1 protein-coding gene and 1 pseudogene are annotated in these 1,017 nt (G+C 53.4%); both read left to right on the top strand.

The genetic code is table 11. The annotated features are described in order from the left end of the window. Positions 1-25 precede the first annotated feature (25 nt). A pseudogene (locus U1140_RS11350) lies at positions 26-368 on the top strand (transposase). Then, on the top strand, positions 365-1,017 hold a 653-nt coding region (locus U1140_RS11355; protein ID WP_369847962.1), incomplete at its 3' end, for an IS3 family transposase. The pseudogene U1140_RS11350 and the gene U1140_RS11355, both read left to right, overlap by 4 nt.

The following is a 1,017-nucleotide window of genomic DNA, read 5'->3' on the forward strand; positions in this document are numbered from 1 at the left end:
TGAAGTGTCCCAGGTTTTGTTCCGTTTGAGTAGATGGGAAAATCTGGAACATGCCCAAAAAATTTGACCAGGATGCAAAGGACCGCGTGGTCCGTCTCGTGGAAGACCGCATCTTGGCGGAAAATATGTCGATGCAATCCGCGTGCCAAGCAGTAGCCCCAAAGTTGGGGGTTTCATGGCACACGGCTCGTCAATGGGCCCAGCAGGCTCGCCGTTCGGGAACCATCCCAGAACCTGTACCTGAAGATTTGGCCGCCGAAAACGCGAGGCTACGCCGTGAAAACCAAGAACTACGCGACACCAATGAGTTGTTGAAAGCTGCCTCAGCTTTTTTCGCGTCGGAACTCGACCCAAAACGTCGGAAATGATCCGATTCATCGATGAATACCGGGATCGTTTCTCAGTCGAGTTCATCTGCACGACGTTGAAGAATAACCGGGTTGGCGGGTTTATCACCTCACGTGGTTATCGCCAATCCAAAGCTCGTGGGCAAAGCGCTCGTCGCCTTCGCGATACTGTGCTGGTTGAACGCATTAGTGCTGTTCATCAAGCTAATTACGGTGTCTATGGTGTGCGAAAAATGTGGCATGCTCTTCGCCGTGAAGGAATCGATATCGGTCGTGAACATACCGCCCGGCTGATGCGCCTGGCTGGTGTTTCTGGCAAAGGCAAAGGCCGGTCACCGGTGACCACTCGTAGGTCAAAGACGGTGGATACGCGCCCGGATTTGGTCGAGCGTGAATTTAAAGCTCAGGGCCCGAATAAGTTGTGGGTGGCCGATATTACTTACGTGCGCACGAAGAAAGGTTTTGTGTACACCGCGTTTGTCACCGATGTGTTCTCCCGGAGGATTGTCGGTTGGGCGTTATCAGACTCGATGCGCACCGAAGTATTGCCGCTGCAAGCTCTCAACCAGGCGATAGTGTGTGCTGAAGAAACGACAGGTTTGGTGCACCATTCGGATCACGGGTCGCAGTATGTCAGCGTGGTCTACAACGAACGACTTTCCCAGCACGG

The sequence above is a fragment of the Corynebacterium drakensteinense genome, from assembly GCF_041224285.1.
GTDB lineage: Bacteria > Actinomycetota > Actinomycetes > Mycobacteriales > Mycobacteriaceae > Corynebacterium.